The 21,239-nt window shown below is 61.9% G+C and carries 20 protein-coding genes; 10 read left to right on the top strand and 10 right to left on the bottom strand.

Annotated elements, in window-relative coordinates; genetic code table 11:
* From puuC to puuD, 3 genes are read right to left on the bottom strand one after another with little or no spacing between them, the layout of a single operon-like run.
* Positions 1–1,497, bottom strand: a complete 1,497-nt coding sequence (gene puuC, locus C3F38_RS12770) for an aldehyde dehydrogenase PuuC (RefSeq protein ID WP_038877735.1) — start codon at positions 1,495–1,497, stop codon at positions 1–3.
* Positions 1,498–1,512: 15 nt separating this feature from the next.
* The gene (gene puuR, locus C3F38_RS12775) at positions 1,513–2,070 is read right to left on the bottom strand and encodes an HTH-type transcriptional regulator PuuR (protein ID WP_049288046.1); all 558 of its coding nucleotides are present in this window, start codon (positions 2,068–2,070) and stop codon (positions 1,513–1,515) included.
* Positions 2,067–2,828 carry a gamma-glutamyl-gamma-aminobutyrate hydrolase gene (gene puuD, locus C3F38_RS12780; RefSeq protein WP_038877729.1) on the bottom strand — a complete coding sequence of 254 codons (762 nt, stop codon included), beginning with the start codon at positions 2,826–2,828 and terminating at the stop codon, positions 2,067–2,069. Before puuD ends, puuR begins: the two co-directional genes overlap by 4 nt.
* Positions 2,829–3,047: 219 nt before the next feature.
* Between puuD and C3F38_RS12785 the strand changes: the two genes are divergently transcribed.
* The 5 genes from C3F38_RS12785 to C3F38_RS12810 all read left to right on the top strand — a co-directional run bounded on the left by C3F38_RS12785 (position 3,048) and on the right by C3F38_RS12810 (position 8,731).
* Positions 3,048–4,466 (top strand): glutamine synthetase family protein, encoded by a 1,419-nt coding sequence (locus C3F38_RS12785; protein WP_038882148.1) that lies wholly within the window; start codon positions 3,048–3,050, stop codon positions 4,464–4,466.
* 308 nt (positions 4,467–4,774) lie between these two features.
* Complete coding sequence (locus C3F38_RS12795) at positions 4,775–6,145, top strand: APC family permease (RefSeq protein ID WP_047727708.1); 1,371 nt, start codon at positions 4,775–4,777, stop codon at positions 6,143–6,145.
* Positions 6,146–6,236: 91 nt separating this feature from the next.
* The gene (gene yddG / locus C3F38_RS12800; protein ID WP_038877724.1) at positions 6,237–7,130 is read left to right on the top strand and encodes an aromatic amino acid DMT transporter YddG; all 894 of its coding nucleotides are present in this window, start codon (positions 6,237–6,239) and stop codon (positions 7,128–7,130) included.
* Positions 7,131–7,203: 73 nt separating this feature from the next.
* A complete protein-coding gene (locus tag C3F38_RS12805) occupies positions 7,204–7,476 on the top strand; it encodes a hypothetical protein (protein ID WP_004941292.1) in 273 nt (90 codons plus the stop codon).
* A 373-nt stretch (positions 7,477–7,849) separates the two neighbouring features.
* The gene (locus C3F38_RS12810) at positions 7,850–8,731 is read left to right on the top strand and encodes a nucleoside-specific channel-forming protein Tsx (RefSeq protein ID WP_025160262.1); all 882 of its coding nucleotides are present in this window, start codon (positions 7,850–7,852) and stop codon (positions 8,729–8,731) included.
* A 53-nt stretch (positions 8,732–8,784) separates the two neighbouring features.
* Here C3F38_RS12810 and C3F38_RS12815 read toward each other — a convergent pair whose 3' ends face one another.
* On the bottom strand, positions 8,785–8,964 hold the full coding sequence (locus C3F38_RS12815; protein ID WP_025160261.1) for a hypothetical protein: 180 nt from the start codon (positions 8,962–8,964) through the stop codon (positions 8,785–8,787).
* A gap of 441 nt (positions 8,965–9,405) precedes the next feature.
* Here C3F38_RS12815 and C3F38_RS12820 point away from each other — a divergent pair, with 441 nt between their 5' ends.
* Together C3F38_RS12820 and C3F38_RS12825 are read left to right on the top strand one after the other, a co-directional pair.
* Positions 9,406–9,918: an anti-virulence regulator CigR family protein gene (locus C3F38_RS12820; RefSeq protein ID WP_055316240.1), complete on the top strand. Its 513-nt coding sequence runs from the start codon at positions 9,406–9,408 to the stop codon at positions 9,916–9,918.
* Between the two features lie 114 nt (positions 9,919–10,032).
* Positions 10,033–10,563, top strand: a complete 531-nt coding sequence (locus tag C3F38_RS12825; RefSeq protein WP_038877720.1) for a chorismate mutase — start codon at positions 10,033–10,035, stop codon at positions 10,561–10,563.
* 3 nt (positions 10,564–10,566) lie between these two features.
* Here the strand turns inward: C3F38_RS12825 and C3F38_RS12830 are convergent, their stop codons facing one another.
* The 4 genes from C3F38_RS12830 to hutC all read right to left on the bottom strand — a co-directional run bounded on the left by C3F38_RS12830 (position 10,567) and on the right by hutC (position 15,283).
* Positions 10,567–12,102 (bottom strand): serine hydrolase, encoded by a 1,536-nt coding sequence (locus C3F38_RS12830; protein ID WP_055316238.1) that lies wholly within the window; start codon positions 12,100–12,102, stop codon positions 10,567–10,569.
* Positions 12,103–12,346: 244 nt separating this feature from the next.
* Positions 12,347–13,150, bottom strand: coding sequence for an N-formylglutamate deformylase (hutG, locus tag C3F38_RS12835; protein WP_055312292.1), 804 nt, complete (start codon positions 13,148–13,150; stop codon positions 12,347–12,349).
* A complete protein-coding gene (hutI, locus tag C3F38_RS12840) occupies positions 13,147–14,370 on the bottom strand; it encodes an imidazolonepropionase (protein ID WP_038877714.1) in 1,224 nt (407 codons plus the stop codon). Before hutI ends, hutG begins: the two co-directional genes overlap by 4 nt.
* Before the next feature lie 157 nt (positions 14,371–14,527).
* The gene (hutC, locus tag C3F38_RS12845) at positions 14,528–15,283 is read right to left on the bottom strand and encodes a histidine utilization repressor (RefSeq protein ID WP_038877712.1); all 756 of its coding nucleotides are present in this window, start codon (positions 15,281–15,283) and stop codon (positions 14,528–14,530) included.
* Positions 15,284–15,463: 180 nt separating this feature from the next.
* Between hutC and C3F38_RS12850 the strand changes: the two genes are divergently transcribed.
* The 3 genes from C3F38_RS12850 (at position 15,464) to C3F38_RS12860 (ending at position 18,471) form a co-directional block, all read left to right on the top strand.
* Entirely contained in the window at positions 15,464–16,834 is a 1,371-nt protein-coding gene (locus C3F38_RS12850; protein ID WP_055317163.1) for a formimidoylglutamate deiminase, read from the top strand.
* Complete coding sequence (locus tag C3F38_RS12855) at positions 16,834–17,397, top strand: HutD family protein (protein WP_038877707.1); 564 nt, start codon at positions 16,834–16,836, stop codon at positions 17,395–17,397. Before C3F38_RS12850 ends, C3F38_RS12855 begins: the two co-directional genes overlap by 1 nt.
* Before the next feature lie 72 nt (positions 17,398–17,469).
* Positions 17,470–18,471 carry a LacI family DNA-binding transcriptional regulator gene (locus tag C3F38_RS12860; protein ID WP_038877706.1) on the top strand — a complete coding sequence of 334 codons (1,002 nt, stop codon included), beginning with the start codon at positions 17,470–17,472 and terminating at the stop codon, positions 18,469–18,471.
* A 41-nt stretch (positions 18,472–18,512) separates the two neighbouring features.
* On the opposite strand, the gene C3F38_RS12865 is transcribed toward C3F38_RS12860, so the two are convergent.
* On the bottom strand, positions 18,513–19,955 hold the full coding sequence (locus C3F38_RS12865; protein WP_055312293.1) for a glycoside hydrolase family 32 protein: 1,443 nt from the start codon (positions 19,953–19,955) through the stop codon (positions 18,513–18,515).
* Positions 19,952–21,211: an MFS transporter gene (locus C3F38_RS12870; RefSeq protein ID WP_055312294.1), complete on the bottom strand. Its 1,260-nt coding sequence runs from the start codon at positions 21,209–21,211 to the stop codon at positions 19,952–19,954. The genes C3F38_RS12865 and C3F38_RS12870 overlap by 4 nt, the downstream gene beginning before the upstream one ends.
* Positions 21,212–21,239: the final 28 nt, after the last annotated feature.

A 21,239-nucleotide genomic window follows, 5' to 3' on the forward strand; every position in this document is an offset into this window, starting at 1 on the left:
TTATTCCAGCGAGATCCAGGTGGTTTTCAATTCGGTGAACTTGTCCAGCGCGTGCAGCGATTTGTCGCGACCGTTGCCGCTCTGCTTGTAGCCGCCGAAGGGGACGGTCATGTCGCCGTCGTTGTAGTTGTTGACGAACACCGTGCCGGCCTTCAGTTGGCGCGCCATGCGGTGCGCACGGGCCAGATCGCGGGTCCAGACCGCGGCACCGAGGCCGTAGTCGCTGTCGTTGGCCAGCTGCAGCGCCTGTTGCTCGTCGTCGAAGGTGGTCACCGCCAGCACCGGGCCGAAGATTTCATCGCGCGCCACGCTCATGGCGTTGTTCACCTGGGTGAGGATGGTCGGCCCCAGGTAGCCTGCGTGGTCGCCCTGCGGATGGTCGCGCCCGTCAAGGAACAGCGCGGCGCCCTGGCTCAGCCCCCGATCGATATAGCCGGCCACTTTTTCGCAGTGGCCGCTGTCGATCAGCGTGCCCATCACCGTGGCGGGATCGAGCGGATCGCCGGGAACGAAGGCCGCCGCGTGTTTGCGCAGCGCCTGCAGGAACGCTTGCTCAATGCTCGCTTCGACCAGCAGGCGAGTGCCGGCGATGCACACCTGCCCCTGATTATAGAAGATGCCGGCGGCGGCGCTGCGGGCGGCCTGATCCAGATCCGGGCAATCGGCGAAGACGATATTGGCGCTCTTGCCGCCGGCCTCCAGCCAGACGCGTTTCATGTTCGATTCGCCGGCGTAAATCATCAGCTGCTTCGCCACCAGCGTGGATCCGGTGAAGGTGAGGGCATCGACGTCGCGGTGCAGCGCCAGCGCCTTGCCGGCATCGTGGCCATAGCCGGGCACCACGTTCAGCACGCCGTCCGGCAGCCCGGCCTGCTGCGCCAGTTTGCCGAGCAGGATGGCGCTCAGCGGCGATTTTTCGGAGGGTTTGAGCACCACGCTGTTGCCGGCGGCCAGCGCCGGACCGAGTTTCCAGCAGGCCAGCAGCAGCGGGAAGTTCCAGGGCACGATGGCGCCGACCACGCCGATCGGCTCGCGCTCGATCAGCGCCAGTGCATCGCGACCGGTGGGGGCGATTTCGCCGTACACCTTATCGATCGCTTCGGCGTACCAGCGGATGCAGCGAATGGCGCCCGGCACGTCGTCGCGCAGGCTGTGGCGAATCGGTTTGCCGGTGTCCAGCGTTTCCAGCAGCGCCAGCTCTTCGTGATGCTGCTCCATCAGCTCGGCGAAGCGCAGCAGCGTGGCCTTACGCTGCGCCGGGGCGGCCTGCGCCCAGTCGCCACGCTCAAAGGCGGCGCGCGCCGCGCTGACCGCCCGATCGATGTCGGCGGCTTCACCCCGCGCGATCTGCGCCAGCTCACGGCGCCCGGCGGGATCTTCCACGGCGAAACTTTTCCCCGCGGCGGCCGGCTGGTAGCGGCCGTCGATAAACAGCTGGTGCTCAATCTTCAGGGCCTGCGCCCGTTGTTGCCAATACTGCAAATGGTGAAAGTTCATGCCTGGCTCCGTTGATCAGAATGTCGTCGGCGTATGGGCGCTGATAATCCGGCAAATGCGCGCCGACGTGTTGCTGAAACTGTGGGGGATGCCGGTATTGATGGCGTAGCTTTGCCCGGCCAACAGGTGATAGCTCTGGCCGTTGACCTGCAGCACCACTTCGCCCTCCAGCAGCGTGCCGATCTCTTCCCCTTGGTGTTTGATGCGCTCGCCGGTGGTGGTGCCCGGTTCGTAGGTCTCGATCATCATCGCCAGCGTGCGGTTCGGGTCGCCGTTGTGGATAAGCTTCATCGAAACGCCCTGGCTGCCGATTTCGATCAGATCGTCACTGCCAATCACGATCTGCGGCTCCGTCGGTTTTTCCGGCTCGGCGAAAAACGCCGACAGCGACAGACCGTATACCGTCAGCAGCTTTTGCAGCGTGCTGATGGCCGGGCTGACCTTGTCCTGCTCGATAGTGCTGATGGCGCTGTGGGTTAACCCAGACAGTTCGGCGACCCGGCGCTGCGACAACCCTAATTGTTGACGGATCTGCGACAGACGTTTTCCCGGTGCCAAGCTGACGTCGCTCATGGGCGTTTTTCCTTTTGATAGTTCCGACAGGCGGTGATGAAACCATCAAACAACAGGCGCGACAGGGCGTACTCGTCGCTGTTCCACTCCGGGTGCCACTGCACGCCGAGCGCGAAAGGCTGATCGCGCACGCTGATCGCTTCCACCAGCCCGTCGGCGGCGTGCGCCTCGATGCGAACGCTCGCGCCCAGGGTTTTGGCACCCTGGCCGTGCAGCGAGTTCACCCAGAATCTGTTGCAATCCGGTATCAGTTGCGAAAGCAGCCCTCCTTCCTGAACGATGACTTCGTGGGCGGGGGCGTATTGCTGTTCCAGCGGCAGGTCGTGATCTTCACGGTGTTCCTGCAGCTCGGGCAGTTCGTACAGGCGGCGATGCAGGGTGCCTTGGGTGGCGACCACCATCTCCTGCATGCCGCGGCAAATGGCGAAAAGGGGAATGCGCCTGTCGAACGCCTGGCGGATCAGCGCCAGGCTCAACGCGTCTCGGCCAGGATCGGCGTCAGGCTCATCGCCGTTTTCACCATAAAGGTGCGGCTGCACATTACTGGGGCTGCCCGGCAGCAAAATGCCGTCGAGGCGCGGCAGCAGTTCCGCCAGCATTTCCGGCTCTGCCAGCGCGTGCGGCAGGGCGATCGGCAAGCCGCCGGCGGTGATAACGGCATTCAGGTACTTTTCTTGCAAGGTCTGTGTGAGGTGCCCGTTTAACCTATACCTGCACATGACGACGCCGATGACTGGTCTGTTAAATATATTGTCCATGCTATCCCCTTGGTACGTTCGAAATTATGAACGATAAGCTTCTCTACCACCGATTTCGTTCAATATTCTATAAATCTAGCAGTCGATTGGGCAATATTCAAACCAAAAGTAACACTTGCAAAACAAATTTGTTTCATCTACGTTTCATTTGTGGGCATTATATTGAACAAGACGGTCAATAAACATCGACGACAGCAAAACACAAACGGCGGGTGAACCATGCAGACCAACATCGTAGAAGTGGAAAACTTTGTTCAGCACAGTGAAGAGAGACGAAGTAGCGCGTTCCAGCGCGAAGTGAAGAAGTACCTGGAACGTTATCCGTTAACCCAACATGTCGACGTACTGTTGACCGATCTGAACGGCAGCTTCCGCGGCAAGCGTATCCCGGTCGGCGGCCTGAGCAAGCTGGAGAAGGGCTGTTACTTCCCGGCGTCGGTATTTGCGATGGATATTCTCGGCAACGTCGTCGAAGAGGCCGGGCTGGGGCAGGAGCTGGGCGAGCCGGATCACGTGTGCGTGCCGGTGCCGGGCACGCTGACGCCGTCGGCGGCGGATCCGCAATATATTGCGCAGGTGCTGCTCACCATGCTGGATGAAGATGGCACTCCCTTTGACGTTGAACCGCGCAATGTGCTGAACCGAGTGTGGCAGCGTTTGCGTCAGCGCGGGCTTTCCCCCGTGGTAGCGGTAGAGTTGGAGTTCTATCTCATCGATCGTCAACGCGACGCGGAGGGCTATCTGCAGCCGCCGTGCGCGCCGGGCACGCAAGAGCGCAACACTCAAAGCCAGGTGTATTCCGTCGATAACCTGAACCACTTCGCCGACGTGCTGAGCGAGATCGACGAACTGGCGCGTTTGCAGGGCATTCCGGCGGACGGCGCGGTGGCGGAGGCGTCGCCGGGGCAGTTCGAAGTCAACCTGCACCATACCGACGACGTGCTGCAGGCCTGCGATCACGCGCTGGCGCTGAAGCGGCTGGTGCGCATGGTGGCCGAGAACCACAACATGCAGGCGACCTTTATGGCCAAGCCGTATGAGGAGCACGCCGGCAGCGGCATGCACGTGCACATCAGCATGCTGAACGCGCAGGGCAACAACGTGTTCGCCGACGACGATGGCGAAGACTCGGTGCTGCTGAAACAGGCGCTGGCGGGCATGATCGCCCTGATGCCGTCTTCGATGGCGCTGCTGGCGCCGAACGTCAACGCCTACCGCCGCTTCCAACCCGGCATGTATGTGCCGACCCAGGCCTCCTGGGGGCATAACAACCGCACCGTGGCGCTGCGCATTCCCTGCGGCGATCGCGATAACCACCGCGTGGAGTACCGCGTGGCGGGTGCCGACGCCAACCCTTATCTGGTGATGGCGACCATTCTGGCCGGCATCGTCTACGGCCTGGAAAGCGCGTTGCCGCTGCCTGAGCCGGTGACCGGCAACGGGCTGGAGCAGGACGGGCTGCCGTTCCCGATTCGCCAGAGTGACGCACTGTACGAGTTCGAACATCAGCCGGTGCTCAATGCACTGCTGGGCGAACGCTTCAGCCATGTCTACCTGGCCTGCAAAACCGATGAGCTGGTGCAGTTCGAGCGCCTGATCACCGAAACCGAAATCGAGTGGATGCTGAAAAACGCCTGATCCCGCTCACCCTGCGACGACCGCGCGCGTCCGGCGCATTTCATCGGCTCTCCTGTGGCCGGTGAGGCTGCGCGCTGCGGTACAGAATTTCTTCTATCACGGCGTACAGGACGCCGACGAGGAAATAACCATGACTCAGTCATCCCCCTGCGCAGACGTTTGCCTGTGCCGCAGTACCTACGGGCCGGTCGCCGGCCGCCCGACATTGACCCCAACCCGTTTTTCCCGCCGCCTGAGCAGCAGTTTCCCCGCGGCCTCTCTGAATGACGTTGCACGGTTGACAGCAGAGGACCAAGAGGGGAAATGCCATGACGATTAAAGCCATCGACGGCGGCCCGGCGGGCAAACCGCAGCTGCGCAAATCCCTCAAGCTGTGGCAGGTGGTGATGATGGGCCTGGCCTATCTGACGCCGATGACGGTGTTCGATACCTTCGGCATCGTCTCCGGCCTCACCGACGGCCATGTGCCGACCTCCTATCTGCTGGCGCTGGCCGGCGTGCTGTTTACCGCCATCAGCTACGGTAAACTGGTGCGCCAGTTTCCTACCGCCGGCTCCGCCTACACCTATGCGCAGAAGGCGATCAACCCGCACGTCGGTTTTCTGGTGGGGTGGTCATCGCTGCTCGATTATCTGTTCCTGCCGATGATCAACACGCTGCTGGCGAAGATTTACCTGACCGCGCTGTTCCCGGAAGTGCCGCCCTGGGTGTGGGTGGTGGGCTTCGTTATCTTGATTACCGCCATCAACCTGAAAAGCGTCAATCTGGTGGCCAACTTCAATACCCTGTTCGTACTGGCGCAGGTCGCGATCATTGTGGTGTTCATCTACCTGGTGGTGCGCGGCCTGCACAACGGCGAGGGGATGGGCACGGTGTGGAGCCTGCGGCCGTTCCTCAGCGAGAATGCGCACCTGCTGCCGATCATTACCGGCGCCACTATCCTGTGCTTCTCGTTCCTCGGCTTCGATGCGGTCACCACGCTGTGCGAAGAGACGCCCGACGCCGCCAAGGTGATCCCGCGCGCCATCTTCCTGACCGCGCTGTACGGCGGGGTGATCTTTATCAGCGTGTCGTTCTTTATTCAGCTGTTTTTCCCGTCCATTCAACGCTTCCACCAGCCCGATGCCGCGCTGCCGGAGATCGCGCTGTACGTAGGCGGCAAGCTGTTCCAGTCGATCTTCCTGTGCGTGACCTTCATCAACACGCTGGCCTCCGGCCTGGCGTCGCACGCCAGCGTGTCGCGCCTGCTGTACGTGATGGGGCGCGATAACGTGTTCCCGGAGAAATTCTTCGGTTACATCCACCCTAAATGGCGCACGCCGGCGCTCAACGTGCTGATGGTCGGGCTGGTGGCGCTATCTGCGTTGTCATTCGATCTGGTGACTGCCACGGCGCTGATCAACTTTGGCGCGCTGGTGGCCTTTACCTTCGTTAACCTGTCGGTGATCAGCCACTTCTTCATTCGCGAAGGGCGCAACAAAAGCTGGAAGGATCGTTTCAACTTCCTGTTCCTGCCGCTGGTGGGGGCGCTGACGGTGGGCGTGCTGTGGCTGAACCTGGAGAAGAGCTCGCTGACCATGGGATTGATCTGGGCGACGCTGGGCTTCGGCTATTTAGCCTGGCTGACCCGGCGTTTTCGCCAACCGCCGCCGCAGCTGGAGCGGCAACCGCAGCAATAAATTCACAGGCGGGAGTTTCCCGCCTTTCTTTTTGGCGCGTGCAGCAGTAGAGTGAAAAACCTGATAAAAAATAACCTATTGGACCTACCTTATGCCCGCTTTGCCCTCGCGTACCCGCGCCACGCTGTTCGGTTTATTGGCCATTGTGCTGTGGAGCAGCGTCGTCGGCCTGATCAGAAGCGTCAGCGAAGGGCTGGGGCCTGTCGGCGGCGCGGCGATGATCTACAGCGTCAGCGCGGCGTTCTTGCTGGTGGCGCTCGGCGTGCCGAAATGGCGCAGCTTTCCGCGGCCTTATCTCATCGTCGGCAGCCTGCTGTTCGTCAGCTACGAGATCTGCCTGTCGCTGTCGCTCGGCTACGCCAATACCCGCCTGCAGGCGATAGAAGTGGGCATGATCAACTACCTGTGGCCCTGTTTCACCGTGCTGATGGCGTTGGCGCTCAACGGGCAAAAGGCCAAATGGTGGCTGCTGCCGGGGCTGCTGCTGTCGCTGTTCGGCATCGGCTGGATCATGAGCGGCGAGGGCGGCTGGTCGCCGGCGCAAATGCTGGCCAACGTGCGCAGCAATCCGCTCAGCTACGGGCTGGCGTTCAGCGGTGCGGTGATCTGGGCGCTGTACTGCAACCTGACCAAGAAGATCGCCCAGGGCAGCAACGGCGTGGTGCTGTTTATCGTGCTGACCGCGCTCGCGCTGTGGCTGAAGTATGCCTTCAGCGCGGAAAGCGGCATGCAGTTCAGCCTCGGCGTGACCGTGACGCTGCTGTGCGCCGGGGTGGCGATGGGAGCGGGGTATGCCGCCTGGAACGTCGGCATTCTGCACGGCAACATGACGCTGCTGGCCACCGTCTCTTATTTTACCCCGGTGCTGTCGGCGGTGTTCGCCGCGCTGGTATTGCACACCTCGCTGACCGCCAATTTTTGGCAGGGCGTGGCGATGGTTACCCTCGGCTCGTTGATCTGCTGGCGGGCAACTCGCGGAAATTAACGGAAATTATCCGCCGTCGGCGCAATGTTGAACTAGAATTTAACTAGCCATGTTGCCTGAAGGAACGACGATGATGAGAAGCGACATTCAATTTATTCAACAACCCGAAATCGACGTGCATCACTATGAGCGCGGCGATACCGTGCGCCTGACCACGGCGAATCTGCGGCATGAATATCAGCTCGACGTTTATATTTTGCGTCGCGACGACAAGCTGATTTATGGTTCGGTCGTTGCGGCGGCGCCCAAGACCGACATTCCGGTCGCCAGCTGGGAGGTGAAAAACGGCGAGGAGGTGGCGTTCCGCCAGGAAAATATCGCCAAGGCGGTGCCGGCGGTGAACTGATTTGACGTTCCGCACTTTCTCCTCATTCTGATGAAGGCCGACGTTTATACGTCGGCTTTTTCTTTTCCACGACGCAATGGTGACCAGATGACGCCCTGATGTCATTTGGCTCAAAAACTGCGCTAAAAATCGCTGTGCATGACAAAAATCACAGCGAATGTGAATTTGCATGAAACATAATTTGACAAATGTGAACGCAATCGATTACCTATTCGCGAAATGCGTAACTGGATCACAGATTCTTACAGTCAGTGGTTTCTATAATGCGCGCGTCATCCGAGTTTCTGTGTGAAGACAACGCCAGGTGTCGGCAGACTCATTGTCATCTTTTCTAAACGGGCAGGAAATGGCCCTTTAAGCATGTGGTAATAAAATGAAAAAAATAGCTCTCGCAGCAGGTGTACTGCTCGCAGCGTCTTACAGTGCATCATCAATGGCTGATAGCAAAGACAGTCAATACGTCTCCGACTGGTGGCACCAGAGCGTTAACGTGGTGGGCAGCTACCACACCCGTTTCGGGCCGCAACTGAACAACGACGTGTATCTCGAATACGAAGCCTTCGCCAAGAAAGACTGGTTCGATTTCTACGGCTACGTTGACGTGCCGAAGTTCTTCGGCGTGGGCAACACCCCGGATCGCGGCATCTGGAACAAAGGTTCCCCGCTGTTTATGGAGATTGAACCGCGCTTCTCCATCGACAAACTGACCGGCACCGATCTGAGCTTCGGGCCGTTCAAAGAGTGGTACTTCGCCAACAACTACATCTATGATCTGGGCCACAACGCCGACGGCCGTCAAAATACCTGGTACATGGGTCTGGGTACCGATATCGACACCGGCCTGCCGATGAGCCTGTCGATGAACATCTATGCCAAATACCAGTGGGAAAACTACCAGGCTGCCAACGAGAACAGCTGGGACGGTTACCGCTTCAAGGTGAAATACTTCGTGCCATTGACCCAGGTATGGGGCGGCAACCTGAGCTACATCGGCTTCACCAACTTTGACTTCGGTTCCGATCTGGGCAAGGACAGCCATTGGGTTGACGGCACCGGCAAACAGGTACGCACCGGCAACTCGATCGCCTCCAGCCATATTTTGGCGCTGAACTACGATCACTGGCACTATTCTTTCGTGGCGCGTTATTTCCATAACGGCGGCCAGTGGCAGGATGGCGCGGATATCGGCACCCCGCAGGGCCCGATCAAGTCTACCGGTTGGGGTTATTACCTCGTGGTCGGCTATAACTTCTGATTTTCCGTGTTATCAGAAACAGAAAACCCCGCCTGGCGGGGTTTTTTTCGTCATCACTGGGCTTGTTCGACCGGGAGATGCTTCACCGGCATAAACAGCCTGCCTTTGATCACGTGACATTCATTATTTATCCAACTAATGATTTGTTCACGGCTGACGCCTTCCGACTGCGCGTACCGATGAAGATCGCCGTTAAAGTGCCGAGTGATGTATTCCATGAGGGTCATTTGCACGTCTTTTGCTCCTGAACGCCCACCCGTTGCCAGCCTGGCCACCGCGGGAGGTTGAGGTTTCTCAGACAGCGAATGTAAATTATCGGCAACTAAATCTCAACATAAAGCACCCTATCAGGGCGACTGCGGCGGGAAAAAGAATCCCGCACGGAGAGGCGGGAAGTGTTCGCTATTATCATTATGGATGATAAGAATAAGATTTGAGGTGCGACGAAAAAGAGCACGCTAACTCTTTTTTGTTACTTTCCCACGCTAGCGTAAGGCTTATTTTTCTTCAAGAAAAATCTGAGGTAAGTATCGGCATTTTCGAGGCGTTTTGCGTTAAAACAAGATTTTGGCGCGTCTGCCGTCTCGCGCGCCATCATCTCGGAGTTTTCCTTATACTTCGTCCGGGAACGGCCCGCTATAGTCAATAGAGTCACCCACGCAGGAATACACAACATGAACAAACGTCGTACGACCCTAACGGTGTTGGCGCTGATTGCGTCACTGGGGTTGTCATCCGCTCCGGCTCTGGCCGACAAAGGCGGCAATGGTAACGGCAACGGTAATGGCCATGGCAACAGCGGCAATCACGGCAATCACGGCAATAACGGTAACCATGGCAACAACGGTAACAACGGCAATCACGGCAACAAAGGCAATAAAGATAAAGGCGGCTATAGGAACGACGATAATCTGGTATCAGTCAGCCTCTCGCGCGACCGCGCCCGTTCGCTGGCGCACAACTATGGCCTGACCGGCTACAGCTCGCTGCCGCCGGGCATCGCCAAAAATCTGGCGCGCGGTAAACCGCTGCCGCCGGGTATCGCCAAAAAAGTGGTGCCTTACTCGATGCTGCGCGAGCTGCCGCAGTACCCGGGGTATGAGTGGCGTATCGCCGGCGACGACCTGGTGCTGGTCGCGCTCAGCACCGCGATTGTGGCCTCCGTCATCAACGGCGTGTTCGACTAACGCCTGTCGAGCGTTATCGGGCCCCGCTGCGGCGGGGCCTTTTTATTTGCCAGCGCGGGGCGGACGTGGTGAACTTTAGGCCTGACGTTTTCACCGCATCATAAGGGAGGTGCCATGTTCAGGGCGTTATTGATCGCCTGTTGTTTGACCAGTTTTCCGGCGTTGGCGGACGGCGCTGCCGCCCTCGGCGAGCTGGTGAACCAACGGCTGTCGTTGATGAAGGACGTTGCCGGTTACAAGGCCCAGCAGCATTTGCCGATCGAAGACCTGGCGCAGGAGGCGAAGGTGTTGGCCAGCGCGCAGGCGGAGGCGGGGCGTTTGGGGCTTGAACCGGCGTCGGTGCGGCCTTTTATCGCCGCGCAGATGGACGCCGCCAAGGCGATTCAGTATCGCTATCGTGCCGACTGGCTGGCGAGCCCGGAAACCGGTTGGCAGCCGCGCCCGTTGACGCAGGTGCGCCCGCAGATTGCGCGGTTGAGCAGCCAGATATTGCAACGGCTGGCGGAGCGGCTGCGTGCCGGCCCGCTTGGCGAAGCGGATCGGGCGGCGTTTATGGCGTCGGTGGATCAGGTGAACCTCAGCGCCGCCGACAAACGGCGGCTGGCGGATGCGCTGCTGGCGGTCAAAACCGGCAGCGCAGGCTGAGCGTCAGTCGTGGCCGACGGTGCTGCGGTGGAAGGTCAGCATCCGGCTGCGGTTGGCGATGAGATCCACGTTGTAACCGCGGAAATAGAGGCAAAAGCGTTTTAACCACGGGCCGTCCTGGCACTCCACCAGCATGCGGCCCTGGCCGAGCGGGCTGAGCGTACCGGTCTGCGCCGCCGGGCCGACGCCGATATGTACCCGATCGCCACGAATTTCAAAAGCGGTGCGATAGTGCGGGTGATACCACAGCCCCTGCACATGCTTCAGGCAGTCGCCGTTGGCCGTGACCGGGAGAAAACGGCGCGCCACATGCCCGACTTCGCCCTCGACCGCTTCGCCGGTCCACTTCAATTTGATTGGCATATGGGCGGACAGCGACACCGCGTACCCGTCCTCGCCCTGATACAGCGGTTCACCGCTGCCCAGATAGGCCAGGTTGCCGTCTTTAACCTCCAGCCAGTGCGGCTCGGCCAGCGTGGCGTAGAGGCCGTCGGGGATCGCCGTGCTGCGCTGCGGCAAAGGTTCGCCCAGCAGCGCCGCCATCACCTGCAAAGCCATACCGAAACTGTCGCAGTCTTCGCGGTTGGCCACCAGCGCGACGCCGACCTGGCGATCGGGCGCCAGCAGGAAATAGGTTTTGTAACCGGCGTGGGAACCGCCGTGGCCGAGCAAGCGGCGGCGGCCCAGCGGGGTTTGCGCCAGTCCCAGGCCATAGGCGCTGAACTGGCCCTGATTGAGGCGGCGCGGGGCGCCGAGTTGCGCCAGCACGCCCTGGCCGGGGCCCTCGTCGGCCAGCAGCGTTTGCAGCCAGCGGGTGAGGGCGTGGAGGCTGCCGGTCAGGCTACCGGAGGCGGAAAGGTGCAGGCCGGCGCTGGCGTGTTGCCAGCCCTGCGGCGCCCGCCAGTAACCCGGCACCAACCCCGGGACCACGTCGAACCAGCTTTCCGGCGCCTGCATCTGTACCTGCAGCGGCCGGGCGATGTGCTGTTGCACCAGTTGGTCGAAATCATACCCTTTGCTGCGCAGCGCGGCCTCCAGCAGCCGATAGCCGGTATTGCTGTAGGCGATCTCGCTGCCGGCTTCGTAGTTCAACTTCTCCAGCCCTTCGACAAACTGCATGACCGGCTGCGCCTCGCTGACGGCGTGCAGCGAGATGCCGAGCAAGCCGAGCGTCTCGCGCACGTCGGGCAGGCCGCCGGTCATGTCCAGCGCCTGGCCGACGGTGACGTCCGCCAGCGCAGGCTGCAGGGCGGGCAGCAGTTCGCCCAAGCGCTGATCGAGCCGAATGGCGCCGCCGGTGGCGTTCAGCGCCAGCGCGGCGAAGATATGTTTGGTCACTGAGGCGTAGCGCACCACGCTGTCGACGGTGAAGGGGGTATTCTGCGCCAGATCGGCCAGGCCGGCGCAGGCGGTGGCGCGGAGTTGTTCGGCGTCAAACAGGGTGATGGCGCCGCCGGGTTCGCCACGCCGTTGCCAGCCGGCCAGCAATTGTTCGGCGAGGGCGCCGGCAGCGCGCCAGTTTAACGGTGTTACAGACATAGGGCCTCCAGAGTGATGGTTTGAAACGGGCCAGCTCGGCCACACGCCGCCCGGCGCTGACGATGAGCGCGGGCTTTTCGGCTGATTGTGGCGCAGTGCGTTTTTCGTCGGCCGCTGTTTTGTGCGCTGTTTAGACCAGTCAGTGGGGAATCACGCGAAACTTTGATATAGCGCGCAGATTGCGGCTGACGTTGCGGCTAAAGGCAGAGGGAGAAACAGGCGCCCGGCGGCGCCTGCAGAGGGATCAGTTGAGTTTGGCGGCGCCGTCCAACAGGCCTTCAATCATCTGCTTGAGCAGGCGCTGCAGCGAGGCGGCGCGCTGCGGTTCGAATGCGTAAGGATACTGTTCGGACATGTAATTCACCTGCGCCAGTTCGAGCTGGATCGCATGCTGTTGCTGCTGCGGCTGCCCGTAGGCGCGGGTGATGTAACCGCCCTTGAAGCGGCCGTTCAGCACGTGGGTGTACTGCTGTTGCTGCTCGCAGCAGGCGACCAGCCGATCGCTCAGCGCCAGGGCGCAGCTTTCGCCGCCGTTGGTGCCGAGGTTGAGATCCGGCAGCTGGCCGTCGAACAGCCGCGGGATCACCGAGGCGATGGAGTGTGCGTCGAACAGCAGCGCATAGCCGTGCCGCGCCTTGAGGCGTGCCAGTTCGTCTTGCAGCTGCTGATGATAAGGTTGCCAAATCTGCTGCAGATAGCCGGCGCGTTCTGCGTCCGTCGGCGTTTTGCCCGGCAGGAAGCTTGGGCGGCCGTCGAACAGCACGTCGGGATACAGGCCGGTAGTGGCGGTGGTATACAGCGGCTTGTCGTCCGCCGGGCGGTTCAGATCGATGACGAAGCGCGAATAGTTGCCGACCAGCACGCTGGCGCCCATCGCCCGGGCAAAGTCGTACAGCTGCGGAATGTGCCAGTCGGTATCGGGCAGCGGGCGGGCGTCATCGGTCAGCCCGGCCTCGACCGCCGGCGTCAGTTGCGTGCCGGCGTGCGGGATGCTGATCAGCAGCGGCAGGCTGCCGCTCTGGAAGCTAAAAGGATCGCGAATGGTCATTGACGTACTTCTCCTCGGAAAATCACCGTACAGGGCAGCTGGCCGCCCAACCAATAAGCCAGTTCCGCCGGCCGCGACAGCGGCCAGTGAACGAAGTCCGCCACCTTGCCGGTTTCCAGCGTGCCGTGGCTGTGTTGCAGCCCCAGCGCTTTGGCTGCGTGGGTGGTAACGCCCGCCAACGCTTCTTCCGGCGTCAGGCGGAACAGCGTGCAGGCCATGTTGATCATCAGGCGCAGCGACAGCGCCGGCGAGGTGCCGGGGTTGGCGTCGCTGGCGATCGCCATCGCCACGTGGTGCTTGCGGAACAGCTCTACCGGCGGGCACTGGGTTTCGCGCAGCAGGTAATAGGCGCCGGGCAGCAGCACCGCCACGGTGCCGGCATCGCCCATGGCGCGGGCATCTTGTTCGGTGGCGTATTCGAGATGGTCGGCGGAGAGCGCGTGATGGCGCGCCGCCAGCGTGCTGCCACCGAGGGCGGAGAGCTGCTCGGCGTGCAGCTTGACCGGCAGACCGGCGGCCTCGGCGGCGGCGAAGACCCGCTCCACCTGCGCCGGTGAGAACGCCAGATGTTCGCAGAAGGCGTCAACCGCATCCGCCAGCCCGGCGGCGGCCGCCTGCGGAATGATGGTATCGCAGACCAGATTGATGTAGTCGTCGGCGCGGTTGGCGTATTCCGGCGGCAGCGCATGGGCCGCCAGACAGGTGGTTTTCACCTCGACCGGCAGCAGCTCGCCCAACTTGCGCGCCACCCGCAGCATCTTCAGTTCGCTCTCCGGGCTGAGGCCGTAACCGGATTTGATCTCCACGCAGGTGACGCCTTCCGCCAGCAGCGGCCGCAGGCGGAACAGCGCCTGCTCCAGCAGCAGCGCCTCGTCGGCCTCGCGGGTGGCTTTCACGGTGGAAATGATGCCGCCGCCCTGCGCGGCGATGTCGGCGTAGCTCACGCCGTTCAGCCGCTGTTCGAACTCGCCGCTGCGGTTGCCGCCGAACACCAGGTGCGTGTGGCAGTCAACAAAGCCGGGGGTGATGATGCCGCCGTCGAATTTCACCGTTTCGTCCGCGATCAGGCCGGGCGGCAGCGCCGCATGTTCGCCAATCCAGACGATCTTGCCGTCGCGTACGGCGATCGCGCCGTCGGTCAGGGTGTGATAGTTGCCGTCGCGCATGGTGACGATATCGGCGCCGTGCCACAGGCTGTCACAGTGAATCTCAGACGTCATTGCTTTCCTCCGCCGGAGCCGCAGCTCCTACATGGTTGTATATACAATTAAAAACAACCTAACGCATTCACCGGGATGTCACAAGAGGCGGGAGAGATTTTGTTATCAGGATGTGATCGACCGCGGAGATGCGGGCGCAGGGCGCGCCCGCCGGGGATCAGACTTCGCTGGTGAAGCGGCCGAACAGTTGATAACGGCTGCCGGGGTACAGCAGCCGGGCCGAGGTCACCACGGTTTTGCCGGACCAGGTGCGGCGATGGATCAGCAGGCCGGGTTCGTGGTCTTCCAGCTGCAGCAGCTCGCGCTCGCGCAGGGTGGGGATCACCGCTTCGACGATGTGCTCACCGGCGGTCAGCGGCGCGGCCTGCGTCAGATAGGTATAAGGCGTGACGCGGTCGAAATCCTGCTTCAGGTAATCCGGCGCCACCAGCGGGTTGACGCAGCGGTCTTCCACCTGCACCGGCACATCGTTTTCGTAATGCACGATCTGCGAGTAGAACAGCCGTTGGCCGGGTTGAATGCCCAACGCCGTCGCTTCTTCCTCGCTGGCCGCTCGGGCCTTCAGCTCGAGGATCTTGCTGCTGTGGCGATGGCCGCGCGCGGCGATCTCATCGGCGATGTTGTGCACTTCCAGCAGCGCGGTATGCGCTTTGGCTTCGGCGACGAAGGTGCCGACGCCCTGCATGCGAATCAAAAAACCTTCGCTGGTCAGCTCGCGCAGCGCGCGGTTGATGGTCATGCGGCTGACGCCCAGTTCCGCCACCAGTTCACTTTCGGAGGGCACGCGCTGGTGCGGTTGCCAATGCCCCGCACGGATTTGATTCACGATCGCCTGTTTGACCCGTTGGTAGATCGGGGCGGGGGCATCGCTCATTGCAGCCGCCAGTTGTAACACGGTCTGTTGTTCAGCCACGACGTTAACCTCGTCAAATAAAAAAATAATAACACCAGTTTACTGTTGATGTCGGCGTATGTATATGTATATACAACTAGTGGCCGTCGCGCCAGAAACTTGACGGCGACCGCCAAAAATTCCTGAATGCGCGCCATCGCCGCGCCTCATTCGCCGTTACACCAACAGTGGAATACTGCCATGCCTGCTTATTTTGCCCCACGCGCTTTGCTCCCAGAGGGCTGGGCGCATAACGTCCGGCTGGACGTCGATGCGCAAGGTTATCTGACTCAAGTTACCGCCGACGCTGAACCGCAAGGCTGCATCCGGCTGCACGGCGATGCGGTGCCGGGCATGCCGAACCTGCACTCCCACGCTTTCCAGCGCGCGATGGCCGGGCTGGCGGAAGTGGCGGGCAACCCGCAGGACAGCTTCTGGACCTGGCGCGATCTGATGTACCGCCTGGTGCAGCGCCTGACGCCGGAGCAGGTGGAGGTGGTCGCCCGTCAACTGTATATCGAAATGCTCAAGGGCGGATACACCCAGGTGGCCGAATTCCACTACCTGCATCACGACGCCGACGGTAAGCCTTACGCCGATCGCGGTGAAATGACCGGCCGCCTCAGCGAGGCTGCGCATCAGGCCGGCATCGGCATGACGATGCTGCCAGTGCTGTACAGCTACGCCGGTTTCGGCGCGCAACCGGCGCAGCCGGGGCAGAAACGTTTTATCCAGGATACCGAAAGCTATCTGCACCAGCAGCAGGTGATTGCCCGCCAGCTGGCGGATCGTCCGTTGCAGAATCAGGGGCTGTGCTTCCATTCGCTGCGTGCGGTGGAGCTGGGCCAGATGCAGCAGATTTTGGCCGCGTCGGATCGCACTTTGCCGGTGCATATTCATATCGCCGAGCAGCAAAAAGAGGTGAACGACTGCCTGGCGTGGAGCGGGCAGCGCCCGGTGGCCTGGCTGTATGATCATCTGCCGGTCGATCAGCGCTGGTGTCTGGTGCATGCCACCCATCTGGATCGCGATGAGCTGGAAGCGCTGGCGCGCAGCCGCGCGGTGGCCGGCCTGTGCCTGACCACCGAAGCCAACCTCGGCGACGGCATTTTCCCCGGCGACGCTTACCTGCAGCGGCAGGGGCGCTGGGGCATCGGTTCCGACAGCCACGTTTCGCTCAACGTGGTGGAAGAACTGCGCTGGTTCGAATACGGCCAGCGGCTGCGCGATCAGCGCCGCAACCGTCTGACGACGCCGGAACAGTCGGCGGTGGGCGATGTGCTGTACCTGCAGGCGCTGCAGGGCGGCGCGCAGGCGTGCGGCGCGCCGATCGGCCGATTGCAGAGCGGCTATCGCGCCGACTGGCTGGTGCTGGACGGCGACGACCCGTATCTGGCGGCGGCGCCGGACGTCTCGATCCTCAACCGCTGGCTGTTCGCCGGCGGCAAAGAGCAAATTCGCGACGTGTTCGTCGGCGGCCGGCAGGTGATCGAGCAGGGGCGGCACGCACTGCAGCAGCAGAGCAGCGCCGAGTTCCTGCAGGTGTTGAAAACCTTTCAGCAGGAGGCGTAATGAGCCTGACCCGTTTTAGCTTCGCCGCGCTGCCGGTCAGCCCGTGGCGCAACGGCGGTGGGGAAACCCGTGAAATCGTCAGCTGGCCCCCGGGCGCGCAGGATTTTGACTGGCGCGCCAGCATCGCTACCATCGCGCAGGACGGGCCGTTTTCCGCCTTTACGGGCATCGACCGCTCGATCACTTTGCTGGAAGGCGACGGCGTGCGGCTGTTCAGCGCCGGGCATATCGACCATCAATTGGCTCGCGTCGGGGAACCGTTCGCGTTCTCCGGCGACGTGGCGCTGGAAGCGACGCTGCTGGGCGGCGCCAGTCAGGATTTCAACATCATGACGCGCCGCGGCCGGCAGGCGGCCGAGGTGCGGCGCAGCACGGCGCCTGTCACCCTGCTATCCCACCAGGCGGGCGTGCTGTATGTGCTGAGCGGGGTCTGGTCGCTGCCGGGGGGCGGCGAACTGCGGGCGCGCGAGGGCGTCTGGTGGGCGGCGCAGACGGTGGGCGGTGAAGTGGCGCCGCTGACGGCCGACGGCGCTCTCCTGTGGGCGAACATCACAGCCTGCTAACGCAGAGTAGAGTCCTGCGCCCGGTTATGGGATTATTCACTTTTTCCCATTAATCATCATAAAGAAGGGCGCATGGCTTCGCTGAAAGACGTCGCAAAACTTGCCGGAGTCTCGTTGATGACGGTGTCCCGCGCCATCAATGAACCCGGCAAGCTGCGGCCGGAAACCTACCGCCGCGTCAAACAGGCTATCGACCAGTTGGACTACGTGCCGGATCTCTCGGCGCGGCGTATTCGCGGTGACGGAAATCGCGTGCAGACGCTCGGCGTGCTGGCGCTGGACACCGCCACGACGCCGTTCTCGGTGGAAATGATCCTGTCGATTGAGAAAACCGCGCGCGAGCGAGGCTGGAACAGCTTCGTCGTCAACCTGTTTGCCGACGACAACGCCGAACAGACCGTCGATTTGCTGCTGGCGCATCGTCCTGATGGGGTGATCTTCACCACGATGGGGCTGCGTGAGGTGACGTTGCCGGCCAAACTGCTGGACAAAAAGCTGGTGCTGGCCAACTGCGTCAGCCCGGCACATTCGATCGCCAGCTACATTCCTGATGACGAGCAAGGGCAGTATGACGCCACGCGCGCGCTGATCGCCAAAGGCTATCGCGCGCCACTGTGCATTCATTTACCGGCGGATACGCTGGCGGCGGGCCTGCGCCGTCGCGGTCTGGAACGCGCCTGGCGCGAAGCGGGGCGCGATGTTGAACAGCTGCGGCAGTATCATCTCGAACTGAGCGGCGGCGACCAAAGCTATCGTGACTGCGTCGCGCTGCTGGAGCGGCATTTCTCTGCAGGAAGGCGCGATTGCGATGTCGTGGTGTGCGGGAACGATCGGATAGCCTTTCTGGTGTATCAGGTATTGCTGGCGCAAGGATGGCGGATACCGCAACAGGTAGCGGTGCTGGGTTACGACAATATGGTCGGCACCGGCGAGCTGTTCCTGCCGGCATTGACGACGGTGCAGCTGCCGCATTACGAGCTGGGCCGCCTTGCGGCGCTGCATGTGATTGAGCAGCGGGAGCCGCGTGAGACGGTGAAAGTGCCTTGCCCGCTGTTGGAGCGTGGTTCGCTGTAAGCGCACCGGGTGCGTCGCTCTGCGCCCGGTGCTCATTCCCATTATCCCCAGAGGCTTGCCAACTGCCATCCCGTGATGGGCTCAAACTGTGCCCGGCCGCCTTCGGCGAACAGGCTGAGGCGGCGATCGCCCGCCGTCGGATAAATTCGGCTGGTCAGGCAGGCCTGCCCCTGATTGACGAAGATCTCCAGCGATGAGCGATCAATGAAGATCCGTAGCGACAGGCTGTCACCTTCTGGCAGCGGCACGCTGCGGCAGGTGCACAGGGCGCGGTTTTCATGAAAACGTTCCAGCACCAGCCGGTGCGCCTGATTGTCGACGAACAGCCGCGCCGCACTCCCGATGGCCAGCCCGTAGCGCTCGGCGTCGTTGTCGGCCGGTCTCAACGTCAGGGTGAGTTCCTGCACGTCGTCCGCCAGCGGCAGCTGCTGATTGGTCAGCGTCTGTGCCAAAAAGGTGTGCGATTCTCGGCGCAGCGCCGTCAGTTCACGCGCCGGGTTCATGCGGAGGCTGCCGTCGGCGGCCAGCGTCAGCTCACGCGGCAGGGTGAGGGCGCCGGCCCAACGGTGCGCTTTGCTGGGCATCGGGGATTCCCACATATCCATCCAGGCAAACAGCAGCCGACGGCCGTCGGCGGCGGTGAAGGTCTGCGGCGCATAGAAATCGTGGCCGGCATCCAGCTCGCAGAAGGGTTGGGTCACCCTAAAGTCGCTGTCAGGCCGCCAGTGGCCGAGCAGATAGCCGCTCTGGAAGCGATTGCGGTAGCGGTAGCCCTGTGCCGCCAGCCCCTGCGGTGAGAACAACAACAGGTGTTGTTCCCCCAGCGGGAAGAAATCCGGGCATTCCCACATATACCCTTGATGCGCCGCCTGCGCACCGGCCAGCACCCGGTCGAAGCGCCAGGCGCGCAGGTCTGCAGAACGGTACAGGCGCACCTGGCCCAGGCCGTTTTCTTTGGCACCGACCACCAGCCACCATTCGCCGTTCTCGCGCCAGACTTTCGGATCGCGGAAATGCTGAATGCCGTCCGGCGCGGCCAGCACCGGCCCGTGCTTGACGAAGCCTAGGCCGTCTTCGCTGGTGGCCAGACATTGCACTTCCCGCACCTGGCTGTCGTCGCCGGGCTCGCCCAGCCACACGTGGCCGGTGTAAATCAGCGTCAGCACGCCGTTGTCATCCACGGCGCAGCCGGAAAAGCAACCGTCTTTGTCATAGGGCGTATCGGGCGCCAGGGCGATGGGCTGGTGCTGCCAGCGGATCAGATCGCGGCTGGTCGCGTGCCCCCAGTGCATGGGGCCCCAGTGCTCGCTATAGGGGTGATGCTGGAAGAAGGCATGATAGACGCCGTCAATACAGATCAGGCCGTTGGGATCGTTGATCCAGCCGGCGGGCGGCGCGAGATGGAACTGCGGGTAGTATTCGTCTCGGCGCTCTGCGCGCAGGGCTTCGACCGCATGGTCGGCTTGAGCTAAGGCAGTGTTCATTGGACAGACTCACTTGATTTAATGGCGGATTGAAAGGGGGTTGCGCTGGCGGAACGTTCGCCGCGCAGCAGGAAACAGGAGACAAGCGTCGTAGCGGCGACCGCGCACCCCATCAGTAGATAGGTGTCGGCAAAGCCGATGCGGTCATAACCGTAGCCCGCCAGCGGCGACAGGAAGCTGGCCATCACCTGGGTGATGAACTGAAAGCCCACCAGGTAAAGCGTTGAGGAGAGGCGACTGTCGAAGCGGCTGGCGATGTATTTGAAGATAGCGATCAGCAGGATCGGCAACTCTACGGCGTGCAGCAGTTTCATGGCGGAGATCATCAATGCGCCGCTGACCAAGCCTGAGCCGAACATGCGCAGCGCCATCACGCCACCGGCCAGCAACAGCCCCTGTTTGGCGCCGATGCGGTTCACCAGCAGCGGCGCCAGGAACATGCCGCCGGCTTCGAGGAAGACCTGCAGCGAGTTGAGGAAGCCGTACATCTCGTTGCCCTGTTCGCGAGAAGCGAACTGCGAGGCGAAGTAGACCGAAAATTGCTGATCGAAAACGTTGTACACGCTGATACCGAGCACAAACACCACCAGCGCCCAGAAGCCCGGCATACGCAGCAGCGCCAGCGCATCCTGCAGCCGCAGATTTTCCGGTTTGCCGAACGCCAGGCCCGCCATGGCGTTCGGCTTCAGCTCGCGCACCTGGCTGAGCAGCAACAGGAATACCACGGCGGCGGCGGAGGCCAGCCAGAAATTGATGTTCGGATCGATATTGAAGATAAAACCGGCCAAAAAGGTGGCGCTGGCCCAGCCGAGCGATCCCCACATGCGGGCGCGGCCGAATTCGAAACCGCTGATGCGGCTGACTCGCTCGGTATAAGATTCCAGCGCGCCGATGCCGGCGAAGAAGGTGGCGCCGATAAATACCCCGCCGACCAGTGCGCCGAGCGGCAGGCTGCTGGCCAGCAGCGGGGCGTAAACGTAGATAAAGAACGGGCCGGTCAGCAGCAGCATCACGCCGAGAAACTGCAGCAGGTGCTTGCGCAGCCCAAGTTTGTCCTGAATAAACCCGTACAGTGGCTGTGCGCACAGCGCCACCAACGAGATAGCGGAGAAGATCAGGCCGGTCTCGGCGCCTTTCAGGCCGATCTTCTGATTCAGCCACAGTGAGATCAGCGAAAAGCTGGAAGACCAGGTGAAGAAAAAGAAGAACAGCAGGCCGCTGAGCAGCACGTAATATTTTTTAGTTTCGCGGTTCATGGGTAGGGCCCCGGTGAGTGAAGTTAGC

The sequence above is a fragment of the Serratia sp. SSNIH1 genome (genome assembly GCF_002935055.1).
GTDB lineage: Bacteria > Pseudomonadota > Gammaproteobacteria > Enterobacterales > Enterobacteriaceae > Serratia > Serratia nevei.

What these genes read in the sequence shown, in the direction of transcription:
- puuC (WP_038877735.1), bottom strand. Translation starts at nt 1,497, where the DNA reads ATGAACTTTCACCATTTGCAGTATTGGCAACAACGGGCGCAGGCCCTG.
- puuR (WP_049288046.1), bottom strand. Translation starts at nt 2,070, where the DNA reads ATGAGCGACGTCAGCTTGGCACCGGGAAAACGTCTGTCGCAGATCCGT.
- puuD (WP_038877729.1), bottom strand. Translation starts at nt 2,828, where the DNA reads ATGGACAATATATTTAACAGACCAGTCATCGGCGTCGTCATGTGCAGG.
- C3F38_RS12785 (WP_038882148.1), top strand. Translation starts at nt 3,048, where the DNA reads ATGCAGACCAACATCGTAGAAGTGGAAAACTTTGTTCAGCACAGTGAA.
- C3F38_RS12795 (WP_047727708.1), top strand. Translation starts at nt 4,775, where the DNA reads ATGACGATTAAAGCCATCGACGGCGGCCCGGCGGGCAAACCGCAGCTG.
- yddG (WP_038877724.1), top strand. Translation starts at nt 6,237, where the DNA reads ATGCCCGCTTTGCCCTCGCGTACCCGCGCCACGCTGTTCGGTTTATTG.
- C3F38_RS12805 (WP_004941292.1), top strand. Translation starts at nt 7,204, where the DNA reads ATGAGAAGCGACATTCAATTTATTCAACAACCCGAAATCGACGTGCAT.
- C3F38_RS12810 (WP_025160262.1), top strand. Translation starts at nt 7,850, where the DNA reads ATGAAAAAAATAGCTCTCGCAGCAGGTGTACTGCTCGCAGCGTCTTAC.
- C3F38_RS12820 (WP_055316240.1), top strand. Translation starts at nt 9,406, where the DNA reads ATGAACAAACGTCGTACGACCCTAACGGTGTTGGCGCTGATTGCGTCA.
- C3F38_RS12825 (WP_038877720.1), top strand. Translation starts at nt 10,033, where the DNA reads ATGTTCAGGGCGTTATTGATCGCCTGTTGTTTGACCAGTTTTCCGGCG.
- C3F38_RS12830 (WP_055316238.1), bottom strand. Translation starts at nt 12,102, where the DNA reads ATGTCTGTAACACCGTTAAACTGGCGCGCTGCCGGCGCCCTCGCCGAA.
- hutG (WP_055312292.1), bottom strand. Translation starts at nt 13,150, where the DNA reads ATGACCATTCGCGATCCTTTTAGCTTCCAGAGCGGCAGCCTGCCGCTG.
- hutI (WP_038877714.1), bottom strand. Translation starts at nt 14,370, where the DNA reads ATGACGTCTGAGATTCACTGTGACAGCCTGTGGCACGGCGCCGATATC.
- C3F38_RS12850 (WP_055317163.1), top strand. Translation starts at nt 15,464, where the DNA reads ATGCCTGCTTATTTTGCCCCACGCGCTTTGCTCCCAGAGGGCTGGGCG.
- C3F38_RS12855 (WP_038877707.1), top strand. Translation starts at nt 16,834, where the DNA reads ATGAGCCTGACCCGTTTTAGCTTCGCCGCGCTGCCGGTCAGCCCGTGG.
- C3F38_RS12860 (WP_038877706.1), top strand. Translation starts at nt 17,470, where the DNA reads ATGGCTTCGCTGAAAGACGTCGCAAAACTTGCCGGAGTCTCGTTGATG.
- C3F38_RS12865 (WP_055312293.1), bottom strand. Translation starts at nt 19,955, where the DNA reads ATGAACACTGCCTTAGCTCAAGCCGACCATGCGGTCGAAGCCCTGCGC.
- C3F38_RS12870 (WP_055312294.1), bottom strand. Translation starts at nt 21,211, where the DNA reads ATGAACCGCGAAACTAAAAAATATTACGTGCTGCTCAGCGGCCTGCTG.